The sequence below is a fragment of the uncultured Ralstonia sp. genome (assembly GCA_913056305.1).
Lineage (GTDB): Bacteria > Pseudomonadota > Gammaproteobacteria > Burkholderiales > Burkholderiaceae > Ralstonia.
Genome location: CAJXMR010000121.1, coordinates 1 through 13,848 on the forward strand (window position 1 = coordinate 1; position 13,848 = coordinate 13,848).

The 13,848-nt window shown below is 68.3% G+C and carries 14 protein-coding genes; 7 read left to right on the top strand and 7 right to left on the bottom strand.

Features of this window, described 5'->3' with window-relative positions; translation table 11 throughout:
• Positions 1-178 precede the first annotated feature (178 nt).
• Entirely contained in the window at positions 179-1,219 is a 1,041-nt protein-coding gene (locus QZ609_RS17315) for a homocysteine S-methyltransferase family protein (RefSeq protein WP_295497403.1), read from the bottom strand.
• A gap of 142 nt (positions 1,220-1,361) precedes the next feature.
• On the opposite strand from QZ609_RS17315, the gene QZ609_RS17320 reads away from it, so the two are divergent.
• Positions 1,362-1,754: a rhodanese-like domain-containing protein gene (locus tag QZ609_RS17320; RefSeq protein ID WP_295497405.1), complete on the top strand. Its 393-nt coding sequence runs from the start codon at positions 1,362-1,364 to the stop codon at positions 1,752-1,754.
• Between the two features lie 127 nt (positions 1,755-1,881).
• Here the strand turns inward: QZ609_RS17320 and QZ609_RS17325 are convergent, their stop codons facing one another.
• The 4 genes from QZ609_RS17325 to QZ609_RS17340 all read right to left on the bottom strand — a co-directional run bounded on the left by QZ609_RS17325 (position 1,882) and on the right by QZ609_RS17340 (position 5,297).
• A complete protein-coding gene (locus tag QZ609_RS17325; RefSeq protein WP_295497407.1) occupies positions 1,882-2,139 on the bottom strand; it encodes a DUF3567 domain-containing protein in 258 nt (85 codons plus the stop codon).
• Positions 2,140-2,457: 318 nt separating this feature from the next.
• Positions 2,458-3,309, bottom strand: a complete 852-nt coding sequence (locus QZ609_RS17330; RefSeq protein ID WP_295497409.1) for an alpha/beta fold hydrolase — start codon at positions 3,307-3,309, stop codon at positions 2,458-2,460.
• A gap of 19 nt (positions 3,310-3,328) precedes the next feature.
• Positions 3,329-4,363, bottom strand: coding sequence for a DUF3108 domain-containing protein (locus QZ609_RS17335; RefSeq protein WP_295497428.1), 1,035 nt, complete (start codon positions 4,361-4,363; stop codon positions 3,329-3,331).
• Positions 4,364-4,427: 64 nt separating this feature from the next.
• Positions 4,428-5,297 (bottom strand): IclR family transcriptional regulator, encoded by an 870-nt coding sequence (locus QZ609_RS17340; RefSeq protein WP_295497410.1) that lies wholly within the window; start codon positions 5,295-5,297, stop codon positions 4,428-4,430.
• An 86-nt stretch (positions 5,298-5,383) separates the two neighbouring features.
• Here QZ609_RS17340 and QZ609_RS17345 point away from each other — a divergent pair, with 86 nt between their 5' ends.
• Positions 5,384-6,376 (top strand): fumarylacetoacetate hydrolase family protein, encoded by a 993-nt coding sequence (locus QZ609_RS17345; RefSeq protein WP_295497412.1) that lies wholly within the window; start codon positions 5,384-5,386, stop codon positions 6,374-6,376.
• 3 nt (positions 6,377-6,379) lie between these two features.
• Here QZ609_RS17345 and QZ609_RS17350 read toward each other — a convergent pair whose 3' ends face one another.
• A complete protein-coding gene (locus QZ609_RS17350; RefSeq protein ID WP_295497414.1) occupies positions 6,380-7,291 on the bottom strand; it encodes an IclR family transcriptional regulator in 912 nt (303 codons plus the stop codon).
• Positions 7,292-7,387: 96 nt separating this feature from the next.
• On the opposite strand from QZ609_RS17350, the gene QZ609_RS17355 reads away from it, so the two are divergent.
• From QZ609_RS17355 to QZ609_RS17375, 5 genes are all read left to right on the top strand, one after another.
• Positions 7,388-8,392: an LLM class flavin-dependent oxidoreductase gene (locus QZ609_RS17355; protein WP_295497416.1), complete on the top strand. Its 1,005-nt coding sequence runs from the start codon at positions 7,388-7,390 to the stop codon at positions 8,390-8,392.
• 82 nt (positions 8,393-8,474) lie between these two features.
• On the top strand, positions 8,475-9,647 hold the full coding sequence (locus tag QZ609_RS17360; RefSeq protein ID WP_295497418.1) for an ABC transporter substrate-binding protein: 1,173 nt from the start codon (positions 8,475-8,477) through the stop codon (positions 9,645-9,647).
• 79 nt (positions 9,648-9,726) lie between these two features.
• A complete protein-coding gene (locus QZ609_RS17365) occupies positions 9,727-10,545 on the top strand; it encodes an enoyl-CoA hydratase/isomerase family protein (protein WP_295497420.1) in 819 nt (272 codons plus the stop codon).
• Positions 10,546-10,586: 41 nt separating this feature from the next.
• Complete coding sequence (locus QZ609_RS17370; RefSeq protein ID WP_295497422.1) at positions 10,587-11,507, top strand: PhaM family polyhydroxyalkanoate granule multifunctional regulatory protein; 921 nt, start codon at positions 10,587-10,589, stop codon at positions 11,505-11,507.
• Positions 11,508-11,533: 26 nt separating this feature from the next.
• Complete coding sequence (locus QZ609_RS17375) at positions 11,534-12,712, top strand: patatin-like phospholipase family protein (RefSeq protein ID WP_295497424.1); 1,179 nt, start codon at positions 11,534-11,536, stop codon at positions 12,710-12,712.
• A gap of 19 nt (positions 12,713-12,731) precedes the next feature.
• Here QZ609_RS17375 and QZ609_RS17380 read toward each other — a convergent pair whose 3' ends face one another.
• The gene (locus QZ609_RS17380) at positions 12,732-13,430 is read right to left on the bottom strand and encodes a glutathione peroxidase (protein ID WP_295497426.1); all 699 of its coding nucleotides are present in this window, start codon (positions 13,428-13,430) and stop codon (positions 12,732-12,734) included.
• Positions 13,431-13,848 lie beyond the last annotated feature (418 nt).

Here is a 13,848-nt window from a genome sequence, read left to right on the forward strand (position 1 = left end):
TGTTCAGGATCATGCGCGCGAACGCCTTGGACCCGGTGACGTTGGTGCGCTCGCCAACGTTGACGAACAGCGTGTCCTCGCCGATGTTGAACGGTTCGAGGCCGGAGAGGCGCATGGGGTGGTCGGTCATGATCTTCTGATGCAAAAAGGGGGCGGCGGATGTGGGGCGATGCGGGGCTCAGGCGGCGTTGCGGTACTGGCCCGGCCAGCTGCGCGGCTTGCGCTTGGCCACGCGCTCGGCAATCGCCTGGATGTGCTCGGGCGTGGTGCCGCAGCAGCCGCCCACCAGGTTCACGAGACCCGCGGCGGCAAATTCGTCGACCAGGCTGGAGGTCACGTCGGGCGTTTCGTCGAAGCCCGTGTCGCTCATCGGGTTAGGCAGGCCGGCGTTCGGGTAGCACGACACGGCGGTGTCGCAGATCTTGGCCAGCTCGGCGACGTACGGGCGCATCAGCGCGGCGCCCAGCGCGCAGTTCAGGCCGAAGGTGATCGGCTTGGCGTGGCGCAGGCTGTTCCAGAACGCCTCCACGGTCTGGCCCGAGAGGATGCGGCCCGACGCGTCGGTGACGGTGCCGGAGATCATCACGGGCACGCACTCACCGGTGTCTTCAAACAGCTCGTCGATGGCGAACAGCGCGGCCTTGGCGTTGAGCGTGTCGAAGATGGTCTCGACCAGGAATACGTCGGCGCCGCCTTCGAGCAGCGCCTTGCCTTGCTCGTAGTAGGCGTCGCGCAGTTGGTCGAAGTTGACGTTGCGCGCGCCCGGGTCGTTCACGTCGGGCGAGATGCTGGCGGTCTTGGGCGTCGGGCCGAAGGCGCCGGCCACGAAGCGCGGGCGCTCGGGCGTGCTGTACTTGTCGCAGGCCTCGCGCGCCAGGCGCGCCGCCACCACGTTCATCTCGTAGGCCAGCTCGGCCATCTTGTAGTCTTCCTGCGCGATGGTCGTGGCGCCGAAGGTGTTGGTTTCGATCAGGTCCGCACCGGCGGCCAGGTACTGCTCGTGGATCTCGCGGATGACCTCCGGGCGCGTGAGCAGCAGCAGCTCGTTGTTGCCCTTCACGTCGATCGGGTGGTCGGCAAAGCGCTCGCCGCGGTACTGCGCCTCGTTGAGCTTGTAGCGCTGGATCATGGTGCCCATCGCGCCGTCCAGGATCAGGATGCGCTCGCGCAGCAGCGCGGGCAGGTTGGCGGCACGGGTGTAGGGCAGGGGCGCGGTCATGGGGACTCCAGAGGGCATCGGCCGGGCAGGCTGTGGAAATTTGCGGCCAAAACGGAATTTTACCAGTCGCGTCAAGGACTTGCCGCTGTTGCGGGGTCCCACGATCCTATAATCGACATCAAGCCCTTTCTTTGACGCCGCCATGCAACTGCTCGACCCCGCCGACGCCCACACCTTCCTGCAGCGCATGCCCGCCGCGCTCTTCATCGATTGCCGCAGCGAGATGGAGCATCTGTTTGTCGGTCACCCCGCCGGCGCGCACCATGTCTCGTGGAACGACGGCCCGCACTGGGAGGTGAATCCGGAGTTCGTGCCCACTGTGCGCAAGCTGTCCGGCCACGGCATCGAACGGCCGATCGTGCTGATCTGCCGCAGCGGCAACCGCTCGGCCGCGGCCGCGCAGGCGCTGGAGGAAGCGGGCTTCCGCGAGGTCTATGTGGTGCGTCATGGCTTCGAGGGCGATCTCGATGGCACGCGCCATCGCAACACGCTCAACGGGTGGCGACATGCGGGACTGCCCTGGGAGCAGTGTTAGGCAACGCCTATCGCTTCAATAGTCGCTTCCGCGCAAAGGAAAAAACGCCCGCAGCCGCAAGGCCCGGGCGTTTTTCTTTGGCCGGAGACTCCGGCCGAGCGGCATCGCGCGCCGCCTGGATGTCGCGTCAGTGCATGGTCACCGGCTGCGTCATCACCGTATCGAACTTGCCGAGGAAGTCGTCGACTTCTTCGACCGTGGGTTCGCTGGCGATCAACCGTTTCACATCCTCGCGGAAATGCTCGGCAAGCTCGCCGCCGAGGAAGATTTCACGTTTGAGGTTCTTGTCCACGATCTCGTAGCCGCCCGCGGAAAGCATGGCGTGCTGGCCGTCTGCACCGAACTCGACAACGCAGTAGTTGTCGCTGTTGTAGATCATTTGCATGGTGCACCTCCGGGCGGAAACTCGTGTTGCTGTTGTGGGGACTGCCAACTTCTGCACCGGGTAGATGGGGCTCCTGGTCCCGACTTCAAGGGGTGATCAGGCCCGCGTCACTGACCCGTCTGCCCCATCTACTCCTTGGGCTTAATAATCGGCCACAAAGTTCGCGAGCGCGAGTTCGAATGTGTGTCGGCCCGAGCGAGGGCGTAACAAGACCTTTCCGTGAATGCTTCGAATGGTGCAAGCCCCCGTCCACCGTTTGGACAGTGGACGCGCGGCGATGTGACAGGCGGTCCCGGCTTTTGGCGGTAGAGCGACCGGTCAGGGTGTCTCACACTGACTGCCGCAACCGGCGTGTCCCAGGAACTCGTCCAGATCGGTGAGGAAGGCCTCCTCCTGTTCGACAGGGGCCAGATGCGCGGCATGCGGAATCACTTTCAAGCGCGCGTTCGGAATGCGCGAGGCGATCTCGCGCGCGACCTCGACGGGCGCGCCGGCATCCTCTTCGCCGGTGGTGACGAGCGTCGGGCAGGCAATGCGTGCGAGCGCAGTGCGCGTGTCGAGCGCTTTGATGGCAAGGCAGGCGCCGACATAGCCATGCGGCACGGTGGCGAGCAGCAGGGCGCGGATGCGCTCGACTACCTCGGGATGCGCTTCGCGATACGGCGCGGTCAACCAGCGCTGCAAGGTGGGCTCGACCATGCCGGCCATGCCGTGGGCCTCGACCTGCCCGATGCGCTCGTCCCACATCGCGTGTGCGGCGATGGGCGTATGGCACACGGTGTCGCACAGCGTGAGCGAGAGCAGCCGCTGCGGATAGCGCACGCCCATCACCTGCGCCACCATGCCGCCCATCGACAGCCCGACGAAATGCACCCGCTGAATGGGTGCAAGCGGCGCCAGCGCATCGAGCAGGCCGGCCGCATCATCGGCCATCTGGAACAGCGTGTAGGCGCCGTGCGGGGCGGTGGTGCCGCCATGGCCGCGTGCGTCGTAGCGCAGCACGCGGTGGCGCGCGGCCAGGCGGTGCGCGAGGCTGTCCCACATCTGGTGGTCCACGCCCAGCGCATGCGCGAGCATGACCCACGGGCCGTCCGCGCCGTCGATGCGGTAGCGGATGCGGATGCCGTTGGCCTCGACGTGGCCCGATTCGGTGATGGCGTCTGCGGTCATGGCTGGCTCCTGGTGCGGCTCATTCCTGGGACAGGTAATCGAGTTCGAACTGCATGCCGCCGGGCTCGGTCTGGCGCAGCCGCACCGGTAGCCAGCCGCGCTCGGCGGCCAGCCAGATCTCGACGCGGCGTGCGTCGCCCTCGCGGCGCGGCAGGCGCACGAAGTGCTGTGCGCGGATGGGGCCGTCCGGCGTGTCGATCATGTCTTCGCCCACGCGCTGCACGCGCGCGACTTCCACGCTGTCGGTGTCGGCGATGGGGAGGTCGAGCGTCACGCCCGGGCTGGTCAGCCGCGAGGGGTTGCCGCGCGCCAGGCCGGTCAGCTGCAGGAACACGCTGAAGCGGTCCTGCACGCCGTCCGGCAGCGGCACCACCGTTGGTGTGCGGGTGAATGTGATGGTCGGACCGCCCGGTACGCCAGAGGCTGGCACGGGGTCCGCCGTGCGATGGAAGGTCGTGACGTCGGGCTGACGCCGCCCGCGCTTCTCTTCGTATTGCTGCGGGGCGAGGCCGTAGTCATCGACGGCGCCCGTGCTGCGGAAGCTGAGTGAGCCGAAGAACAGCGGCAGCGGGATCTCCACCGCCAGCGCGTACGCGCGGCCGTCGGTGGTCCAGCGGATCACGCCGTTCTCGTTGCGTACGCCGTTGACGTAGGTGGCGTAGTGCAGCGTGGCCGAGGGCGGCGCGGCGAAGCGTGCGTCGGGCTCCGAGGCGGGCGGCGCGTTGCTGTCGCCGCTCAGGTCGCGGACCATGCCGGTGTCGGCCGCGGCGGCCGCGGCTGCGCCGACCGGGACGTCGGCGTCTTCGGGGGGCGTGGTCGGCGTCTCTGCCGGGGTCGGTGCGGGCGCAGGCGAAGGTGGCGCCGGGCGTGGTTTGGCCGCAACGGGTTTGGGCGCTGCCTTCGGTTGGGCGGGCGTTGGCGCCCGCACCGGCTCCGGGTGCAGCAGCAGCGTCGGCACGATCTGCTCGGGTTCGGGCGGCCATGCCATCTGGTGGCTGCGCGCGACCCACATCACCGCAATGCCGTGCAGCAGCAGCGCGGCCAGGATCACCACACCCCAGCGGCGCCAACGGGTCGAGCGTCCTGTCGCCGCCGGGTTGCCGGCGGCGGGCAGGGGGTCAGGCGTGTGCGGCGAGGGGCGGAACGTATCCAAGATCGGCGGAAAGCTGTTGCACGGCTTGTCGCAAGCGGCGCTCCAGCGGGCCGCTCGCGGTGGTGTCGAAGGTACTTTGCGCGCCCAGGGCGATCAGCACCAGGCACAGCTGGCCGTTGGCGTCGAACACCGGCAGCGACATCGCGTTGATCCCCGGCAGCACGCCGCCGTGGATGCGCGAGACGCCACGTGCACGCACTTCTGTGCAGAGGGCGTCATACGCCTGGAGCGTGCGCGGTTGCTCGGGATCGGCTGGCGTGGTGGTATCGACTCCCGCAAAGCGGTCAAGTTCGCGCTGGATGAAGGGCAGCGTCTGCGCGCGCGGCAGGTAGGCGCCGAACACGCGGCCGGTGGCCGAGTTCAGCATCGGCATCACATCGCCCAGGCGCAGGCTGACGGTGACGGGGTGGCTGGCCTCTTCCCAGTGCACGATGGCCGGGCCCTGGTTGCCCCACACGGCCAGGCCGATGGTGTGGTCGATCTCGTCGCGCAGGGCGGCGGCGGCGGGGCGGGCACGGCGCATCGGGTCCTGCCGGTTCAGGCTCACCAGCCCCATTTCGGCAGCAAAGGGGCCGAGGTCATAGCGGCCCTCGGGCGTCTGCGCCACCAGCCCCAGGCGCGCGAAGCTGACCAGGTAGCGGTGCGCCTTGGCCGGGTTCATCGGCGCGGCGCGCGCGAGGTCGCGCAGCATCATCGGGCCGCTGGTGCGCGCGAGCACGTCGAGCAAGCGAAAGCCCACTTCGATGGACTGGATGCCCGTGCGCGCGGGCGCATCCCCGGCAGATTCTGGGTCGAGGTCCAAGTCGAGCTCGGCGTCGGCGGGCGGCGTGGGCATGGTCGGGTGGGTCGGGGCAATCCGGCCCAGTTTAGCCGAAGCATGGTGTAGCATCCGCGCAGCTTTTTTCCTGCACACGAACCACCATGAAACTCGCCACCCTCAAGGATGGCTCGCGCGACGGCCAACTGGCCGTGGTCTCGCGCGACCTGAAGACCGCGCATTACGCCACGCACATCGCCGGGACGCTGCAGCGCGTGCTGGACGACTGGGCCTTCTACGCGCCGCAGCTGCAGGAGCTGAGCGATCAGCTCAACGCCGGCCGCGCACGCCACCCGTTTGCGTTCGATGCCGCCAACTGCATGGCACCGCTGCCGCGCGCCTACCAATGGGCCGACGGCTCGGCCTACGTCAATCACGTGGAACTCGTGCGCCGCGCGCGCGGCGCCGAGATGCCGCCCGAGTTCTGGACCGACCCGCTGATGTACCAGGGCGGCTCCGACGACCTGGCCGGCGCGCACGACCCCATCGTCTGCCGCAGCGAGGCCTTCGGCATCGACTTCGAGGCCGAGGTGGCCGTCATCACCGGTGATGTGCCGATGGGCACCGAGCCGGCCGCCGCCGCCGAGGGCATCCGCCTGATCGTGCTGGCCAACGATGTGTCACTGCGCAACCTGATTCCGGCGGAGCTGGCCAAGGGCTTCGGCTTCTTCCAGAGCAAGCCGGCCACGGCGTTCTCGCCGGTGGCAGTCACGCCCGACGAGCTGGGCGACGCGTGGCGCGAGCGCCGCGTCCACCTGCCGATGACGGTGCGCTGGAACAACAAGAAGGTCGGCCAGCCCGAGTGCGGCACCGACATGGTGTTCGACTTTGGCCAGCTGATCGCGCACATCTGCAAGACGCGCAACGTGCGCGCGGGCAGCATCGTCGGCTCGGGCACGATCTCCAACGTGGACCGCAGCAAGGGGGTCGCCTGCATTGCCGAGAAGCGCATGCTGGAGACCATCGACGCCGGCGCGCCCATCACCGAGTTCATGCGCTATGGCGACACGGTGAAGATCGAAATGTTCGACGCCAACGGCGTGTCGATCTTCGGGGCGATCGACCAGGAGGTCGTCGCGCCGGGCACGCACAGCTAAGCGTTACGCTGATTCGGGTGCGGTCTTCGGACGGCGCCCGCGTTTGGCCGGCGTGGCCGCTCCTGCCGCCAGCGCCTGGCCGTGATAGCCCAGGCGCTGCGACAGTGCCCGCCCTGCGTCGCGCAACAGGTGCACGCCAGCGCCCTCCAGGCTGGAGTCGAATACGCTCGACAGCCCCAGCGCCGTGATGGCACCCACTAGCGTGCCCTGCGCGTCCAGCACCGGTACCGCCAACGAATCGATGCCGTCCACCAGCGTGCCCGCAATGCGCGCCACGCCTTCATGCCGCACCGCCTGCCAGCGCGCGCGGCAGTTCAGCCAATCGGTCAGCCCTGCTCGGCCCGCGCCGGGGCCGCGCAGCTCGCGGTCGATCAGCGGCACGATCTGGATTTCCGGCATCCACGCCGCGCACGCTTGGCCCGTGGCCGAGTTCAGCAGCGGCATCACCGAGCCGACGCGCACGTTCACCGTCACCGGTCGGCCGCCGTCTTCCCAGCGCACGATCACCGGGCCGCGGTTGGTCCACACCGAGAGGAACACGCTCTCGTTCAGCCGCTCGGCCAGCTTGGGCAGCATCAGGCTGCCTTCGCGCACGAAATCCACGTCCGACAGCGCCGACAGCCCCACCAGCAGCGCCTGCGCCCCCAGCCGGTAGCGCGCCGAGGCCGGGTCCTGCTCGACAAAGCCCATGCGCTCGAGCGACACCAGGTAGCGATGCACCTTGGCGCGCGGCATGCCCAGCGCGCGGCCCAACTCGGAGACGGCGTGCGCGCCACCCGTGCGCGCCATCGCCGCGAGCACCGTCAGCGCGATCTCGGCGGACTGGATGCCGGCGCTGGTGCGTTCGGGCGCGGCGTCTTCGGCCGGTGCGTCGTCGGGCGGGAGGGTGTCAGCAAGATCGTCGGCGGTGGGCATCTTGAACTCTTGGGTGTCGCTTTATAAGATACGCGTTACGAAAAAAGATACAACCGGCGCGGCGGCCTTGCGCGTCGGAAAAGACCAGGAGACGTCATGAAGCTGTCGATCTTTTCCGTGCAGGACCACTATCCGGACCGGCCCCGCAGTCTGCCGCAACTCTACGCAGACGTCATCGCCCAGGCCCGCCATGCCGAGGCGCTCGGTTACGACACCTTCTGGGTGGCCGAGCACCACTTCCATGAATATGGCGCGGTGCCGAACCCCGCCGTCTTCCTCTCGCACCTGGCCGCGCAGACGCAACGCCTGCGCCTGGGTACCGCCATCTCCATCCTCACCTTCCACCACCCGCTGACGGTGGCCGAGAACTACGCGATGGTCGACGCGCTGTCGGGCGGGCGGCTGTCGCTGGGCGTCGGCTCTGGCTACCTGAAGCACGAGTTCGAGGGCTACGACGTCGATCCCGCCATCAAGCGCGAGCGCTTCGACGAGGCGCTGATGCTGGTCGAGCGGCTGCTTTCCGGCGAGCGCGTGCGGCACGAAGGCCAGTTCCACACCATCCGTGACGTACGCCTGAACGTGCTGCCGGTGCAGGCCCGCGTGCCGATCCACGTGGCGATCCTGCGGCGCGAGGCGGCGTACCACATCGGCCGGCAGGGGCGGCGCATGCTGTTCGTGCCGTATGCGTCGGTCGATGGCTTTGACGACATTCGCCTACTGATGGACGACTACCGGCGCGGCCTGCTTGACGCCGGCATCGAAGACGCGCGCGGCATGGCGGCGGTGGCGCTGCACACGCACGTCGGCCCGACCGAAGCCGCGGTGCGGGCGACCGCTGCAGCACCGTTCGACCTCTACGTCGCCACGCGGCTCTATGCGCGCCGGCAAACGTATGACGACGTGATGGCGAGCGGCCTGTCCTTGTTCGGCACGCCCGATGCGGTGGCCGAGAAGCTCGCGCGGCTGTCCGACATGGGCGTCGATCACGTCATGGCACTGCACAATTTCGGCCTCATGCCGCAGGCGGCGGTGCTGGAGTCGATGCGTGCGTTGGTGGAGGAGGCCTTGCCGCGCGCCGGTATCACTGCGCTGGCAGCCTGAACCGGACCACCCGGGCCGCCCCGCATCGCCAAACCGTCGCAAAACCGCTACGCTGCTGCCAAACCACCGGGAGGAGACACCCATGCAGCGACGTGCAGCAGTGTTGGTTGGACTGGGGCTGGCCTGTGCCAGCGTTGTGCTGTCCTCCGCCGCGCAGGCGGACATCCGCATCGGCGTGACGGTCTCGGCCACGGGGCCACAGGCGTCGCTAGGGTTGCCCGAGAAAAACGCGATCAAACTGCTACCCACCGAGATCGCCGGCCAGAAAGTCGAGACCATCGTGCTCGACGACGCCTCCGACACCAACCGCGCCGTCACCAACACGCGCAAGCTGATCAGTGAGTCAAACGTCGACCTCATCATCGGCTCGTCCACCACGCCCAACACGCTGGCGATGATCGACGTGGCGGCTGAGGGCAAGACGCCGGTCATCTCGCTGGCCTCGTCCGCACGGCTGATCGAGCCGATGGACGCGCAGCGCCGCTGGATCTTCAAGACGCCGCACTCCGATTCGCACATGGCCTCGCTCATTGCCGAGCATGCCGCCGCGCACGGCGTGAAGACCATCGCCTACATCGGCTTTGCCAACGCGCTGGGCGAGGCCTTCCTGACCGAAGTGCAGCGCTTTGCCGATCTCAAGCACATCCGCATCACCGACACCGAGCGCTTCTCGCCCACCGACAACAGCGTGACCGCGCAGGTGCTGCACCTGCTGGCGAGCAAGCCGGATGCGGTGGTGATCGGCGGCTCCGGCACGCCGGCCGCGCTGCCCGCCCGCGCGCTGGCCGAGCGCGGCTATGCCGGCAAGATCTACTTCAACCACGGCGTCTCCAACAACGAGTTCGTCAAGCTGTGCGGCAAGGACTGCGACGGCGCCTACGTGCCGACCGGCCCGGTGATGGTCGCCAACTTCCTGCCCGACAGCGACCCGGTCAAGAAGCAGGCGCTCGACTTCGCCCGTCGCTATGAGGCGAAATTCGGCAAGAACACGGTGTCCATCTTTTCCGCCTATACCGGCGATATCGGTTTGCTGCTGCAGCGCGCCGTGCCGGTGGCGCTCAAGCGTGCCAAGCCGGGCACGCCCGAGTTTCGCGCCGCGCTGCGTGACGCGCTGGAGAACGTGCGCGATCTGCCCACCTCCACCGGCATCGTCAACATGAGCCGGCAGGACCACGTCGGCCTGGACCAGCGCGCCCGCGTGATGGCGCAGATCCGCAACGGCCAATGGCGCCTGGCGGACACGACCGGCAAGTGACGATGCATCACACGTTGCCGGTTGTATCCGCCCGGCGCCCGGGCCGATCCGCTATGCTTGAATCACATCCCGATCCCTTATGAACTCGCTCGCTCCCCGCTTCGCCCGCTACCAGGCGCTGACCCTGAAGCAGCATGGCCCCATCCTCGAGATCGTGATGGGCGCCGGGCAATCGGCCAACCGCAAGCTGTCCACGGCGGACGCCAGCCTGCACCGCGAGCTGGCCGAGATCTGGCGCGACGTCGGGGCCGAGCCGTCGGTGCGCGTGGCGCTGATCCGCGGCGAGGGCAAGGGCTTCTCGGCCGGCGGCGACCTCAATCTGGTCGAGCAGATGGCCAACGACTTCGACGTGCGCACCCGCGTCTGGCACGAGGCGCGCGACTTGGTCTACAACGTCATCAACTGCGACAAGCCCATCGTCAGTGCCATGCACGGCCCGGCAGTGGGCGCCGGGCTGGTGGCGGGGCTGCTGGCGGACATTTCGATTGCCGCCCGCGACGCACGCATCGTCGACGGGCATACCCGCCTGGGCGTGGCGGCCGGCGACCATGCGGCGATCGTCTGGCCGCTCCTATGCGGCATGGCCCGCGCCAAGTACTACCTGCTGCTGTGCGAATCGGTGTCGGGCGAGGAGGCCGAGCGCATCGGGCTGGTCTCGCTGGCGGTGCCGGAGGGGGAGCTGATCAACCGCGCCTTCGAGGTGGCGGAGCGCCTGGCCGCCGGTTCGCAGACAGCCATCCGCTGGACCAAGTACGCGCTCAACAGCTGGCTGCGCATGGCCGGGCCGACCTTCGATACCTCGCTCGCGCTCGAATTCATGGGGTTTGCCGGGCCGGACGTGCGCGAGGGTATCGCCAGCCTGCGGCAGAAACGGCCGCCCAGCTTTGATGGCGCCTGATGGGCGCCGGCTTCAGAAACAATTTCCCAGTAGGAGACACCATGTTCACCCAGATGCCCAACTTCGCCGAAGGCGGTTTCGATTTTCTGCGCAAGCTGTGGGGAGGCAGTCTGGCCGGTATGGCCGCAGGCGGCATGCCCAGCATGGCCAACTTTGCCGCACCGCCGATGGACCTGGAGGAGCTCGACAAGCGCATCCACGACCTGCGTGCCGTGGAGAGCTGGCTGCAGTTGAATGCCAGCCTGCTGCGCACCGCCATCCAGGGGCTGGAGGTGCAGCGCGCCACGCTGGTCGCGCTGCAGACCTTCGGTTCGGCACTCTCGCCGGACGCGATGCGCTCGGCGTTCGACAACCTGTCCAGCCCCGGCGAATCGGCTGCGGCAGGGGCTGAGAGCAAACCGGCCTGGCCGCATACGTCGACGGCCAAGCCGGCCGAAGCCGAAGCGCCGCCGCCTGAAGACGAAGCCGAGATCGAGGCCGAAGACACCGACGACGATGAGGCCGAGGCCCACGCGCAGGCGGCCGCCCAGGCGCAGGCCGCCGCGCGCGCGGCAGCAGCGGCGCTGGACCCGTCGCCGTGGTGGAACCTGCTGCAGCAGCAGTTCAACCAGATCGCCAGCTCAGCGGCGGCGGCCATGCCGATGCCGCAGAACCTGATGCCGGGCTTCCCGGGCGGCTTCCCCGGTTTTGGCGGTGCGCCTGGCGCTGAAGGGCTGGATACCGCGCCCGAGGACATCGAGGGCAACGGCGCACCGGCAGCCAAGCCGGCCGCCGCACGTCGCGCGACAGGCAAGCCGGCCGCAAAGGCCGCGCCCAAACCTGCCGCCAAGCCAACCAAGGCCCCCGCCGGCAAGACGGCCAAGACTGCTGGCAAGCCCGCCACCAAGACCGCCGCGAAGACCGTCGCAAAGAAGGCGCCCGCCAAGTCCACCGCAGCCAAGCCGGCCTCCGGTACCCCCTGACACCTTCGCCATCGCCACCCGCACGCATGGATTCGACCGGGCTATTGCTGATGGGGGGCGGATCGCGCGCCGCCTACCAGGTCGGCGTGCTGCGCGGCATTGCGCGCCTGGCGCGCGAGGTCTCGCCGGACACGCTGGGCACGCCGTTCGACGTGATCTGCGGCACCTCGGCCGGGGCCATCAACAGCGTCGGGCTGGCGCGCGGCGCGCAGGATTTCGTGCAGGCGACCGAAGCGCTGGTACAGCTCTGGGCCAGTCTGCATGCCGACCGTGTGTATCGCACCGATGTCAGCCGCGTGAGCGCCAGCGGCGCGCGCTGGCTGACCGCCATGGCCTTCGGCTGGATGACCGGCCACACGCCGCGCGCGCTGTTCGACAACGCGCCGCTGCGCGAGCTGCTACAGGCCCAGCATGATGCGCAGCAGCTGCAGGCTGCCTTCGACGCGGGTGCCCTGCGTGCATTGGCCGTGACGGCGCTGTCCTACACCACGGGGCGCCACGTCACGTTCTACCAGTCGCCGCACATCGTGCTGCCGTGGAAGCGCTCGCAGCGGATCGCGGTGGCCGACGAGATCGGCGTGTCGCATCTGCTGGCGTCGTCGAGCATCCCATTCATCTTCCCGGCGCAGGCGGTGCAGCTCGAGGGCAACGACGAGTGGTTCGGCGATGGCACGATGCGGCAGATGTCGCCGCTGTCGCCGGCCATCCATCTGGGCGCCACCCGCATCCTGGTGGTGGGCGCGGCCGCGCGCCAGCAGCCGGGGTGGTACGACACGGTGCCGGGCTCGGGGTATCCGACGCTGGCGCAGGTGGCGGGACAGGCGCTGGCGAGCGTGTTCCTCGACGGTTTGTCGGCGGACATCGAGCGCTTGCAGCACGTCAACGCGATGGTCAGCCGCAACCCCGAGATCGCCGACGCGCGCGACGGCTGGCGCAAGATCGAGGTGCTGGTGATGGCGCCGTCGGAGCGCATCGAGTTGATCGCGGCGCGTCACGTGCAGCGGCTGCCGCGCACGGTGCGCGCGCTGTTGCGGCCGCTGGGTGGCACCGAGGCGCGTGGCGCGGCGTTCGCCAGCTACCTGTTGTTCGAGCCTGAGTTCACGCAAGAATTGATCGACCTGGGCGAGCGCGATGCGATGGCCCGGCGCGATGAGCTGGCGGCGTTTCTGTACGGCGTGATTCCGGACACGATGCGCGCGGCCTAGCGCGCGGCAGGTCCGCGAATCATTGCGGCGCGGGCTCGGCCAGCAGCGCGCCGATGCGCTTGATGAGTGCCGGATCGCCCGGCTCGACCTTGCTTGGGTACACCGCCACGATGCGGCCGCCGCGGTCGAGCAGGTATTTGTGGAAGTTCCACTTGGGCGGCTGGTGCGTCTGCGTCGCCAGCCATGCATACAGCGGCGATGCCCGCGGCCCGACCACGGCCGTCTTCGAGAACATCGGGAATTTCACGCCGTAGGTGTTGTAGCAGAAGTCGGCGATCTCCTTGCGGTTGCCGGGCTCCTGCTCGAAGTCGTTGGAGGGGAAGCCGAGCACGGTCAGGCCCTGGTCGCGGTATTTGGCGTACAGCGCTTCCAGCCCTTCGTATTGATAGGTGTAGCCGCAATAGCTGGCGGTGTTGACCACCAGCACCACGCGCCCGGCGTACTGACAGAGGTCTTGTGGTGCGTCGTCCTGCAGGCGCTTGACGCGAAAGTCGAGGCTGGCCGGGCATTTGCCGGGCGCAGCGGCGGCCGGTTGCGGCGCCGGCGCATTCGCCGCCGCGTGGCCGGTGCGTGGCAGCAACAGCGCAATGATGGCGATGACGATGGCGATCGCGATGATCAGCAAGTGATGCCGGCTCAGCACGCCCGCCGCCAGACGACGCGATAGGCGCGACAGCCGACCGTGCACCGAGAGCGGAGCGAGGGCAGAAAACAACATGGACGGTCTCCGAAAACGCGCAAACATGGAACTGTCTTTAGTCTAGGGTATAACGCCTTTCGGCCACGCCGCACCAAAAGTGCCGTTTGCGTGGCACACCAGCGGCTGCGCCTGGCCACACGCTTTCTATACTGGAAGTCGTGCCGGGCGTCGCCCGGCCAGCCCCATACAAAAGAGAACGGCTACCACGCCGTGACATCTCGTCGCGGACTACCGCGAAGCGCGCGAATCGAGAACGCGCCCAGGGATTGCCCGGCCACGGCGTATCTGCGGCCGGGCAGGCCTGTTGTCTATAGGAAACGGGCAGATCAGGTTCCTTGCGCCGGCCAACACGAAAAACCGGGGCCGGTCAACCTTGTCTGTTAGAATCCGCCTGCAAATTCAAAGGCTTACCATGCTCTATCCCGAATTGTTCAAG